Genomic DNA, 1,414 nt, shown 5'->3' with positions numbered 1-1,414 from the left:
CCTAGTACTACAGTCGCGTTTATGGGGTGTGTCCGCGGGATTTGTAATGACTATGTCGTGCGCGGTGTTGGTGTTTTCGTCGCCAGGTTGAGTGTTCCAGGACGTGCTTCGGGCTGGTGGTGCGATGCCAGACGAGCCGGACGAGCAGCCGCCTGATTTCGGGCAGCGAGAGCCGGATCAGTTCCCCGTTTCCGGCGGCAGGGCCCCTTTTTTGGAGCGGATCACGGTCAGGAATGCCTGGGCAAACATGGACAGGGTGATGTGCCGGTACCAGCCGGTGTATTGGCGGACCTGGTAGTGGTCCAGCCCCGTTTCGCCCTTGGAGGTTTGGAAGGTTTCCTCGATCGCCCAACGGGCGCCGGCGATCCGGACCAGCTCGGCCAAAGAGACCCGGTTCGGGCCGTGGCAGATGTAGTACGCCAGATCGGTCGGGTCTTTCAGGGACCGGCGGGCCAGCAGCCAGTGTTCTCCGGTTTCGGCGGGACCGTTAATGCGGGTCCGCGCCCAGGAATACCGGCGATCGCCCTTGGTTCCGGCCCCGGCGGTGCGGGTCCGCCAGGCATTGGCGCGCAGGGAAGCGATGAGTTTATCCGCACGCCATTGCTCGCCGATCCCGGCGGTGGGGGCGATGACGTTTTGGTTGATGGGAACGGCCAGCACATAGTGCAAACCCCTGGCTTGCAGACGGCGGCGCAACCCCGCATGCTGTCCGTAGACCGCGTCCCCTGTGGCCCAGCGGGCAGGGATCCCGGCATCCAGGGCGCGGTCGATCATGTCCGCGGCCAGTACCGGTTTCGTGGCGAATTCCCGCTCCTTGGGGATCCCGGCCCGGGCGCATCGCTCCCGGTCATCGGTCCAGGTTTTGGGCAGGTAGAGTTCCCGGTCCAGCAGGGTGCGACCGGCCGGGGCGGAGTACGTCATGAACACCCCGATCTGGCAGTTCTCCACCCGCCCGGCGGTGCCCGAATACTGGCGCGCAACACCGGCTGAGGCGGCGCCCTTCTTGAGGAATCCGGTCTCGTCAATGATCAGGATCCCGTCGGGATCGCCCAAGTGGCGGTTGACGTAGGCGAACAGGTCATCCCGCACAGCATCCGGGTCCCAGTCGGTAGTGGAGAGCAAGCGCTGCATGCCATCCGGGGTACCGTGCCCGGCCCGCTCAGACAGGGTCCAGGAGTTCTTCCGTTCCTCATCCGAAAGCAGCCCGCGCACATACCCCACAGCATTCCGCCGCGGTTCGGACCGGACAAACCGCTGCCCAATCAGATCGCCGATTTCCTCCAGACCTTCGGCCCACTCTTCTACGTCCGCCACACAAATATCATCACTCACCACCAACGATTAACAGGCCCCAAGCGGAAAGTCCGATTAAACCGCCGACGCAGCCAAGACTAAACGCGACTGTAGTACTAGG

Annotated in this window: 1 protein-coding gene; it reads right to left on the bottom strand. The window is 63.9% G+C overall.

The genetic code is table 11. The annotated features are described in order from the left end of the window. Positions 1-177: 177 nt before the first annotated feature. Positions 178-1,320 carry an IS701 family transposase gene (locus tag AC1DJW_RS26400; RefSeq protein ID WP_476902941.1) on the bottom strand — a complete coding sequence of 381 codons (1,143 nt, stop codon included), beginning with the start codon at positions 1,318-1,320 and terminating at the stop codon, positions 178-180. Between the last annotated feature and the right edge of the window lie 94 nt (positions 1,321-1,414).

The organism is Arthrobacter sp. 05L417 (assembly GCF_056397865.1).
The sequence above is the reverse complement of the archived record's forward strand: the minus strand, read 5'-3'. Positions and strand labels throughout refer to the sequence as shown.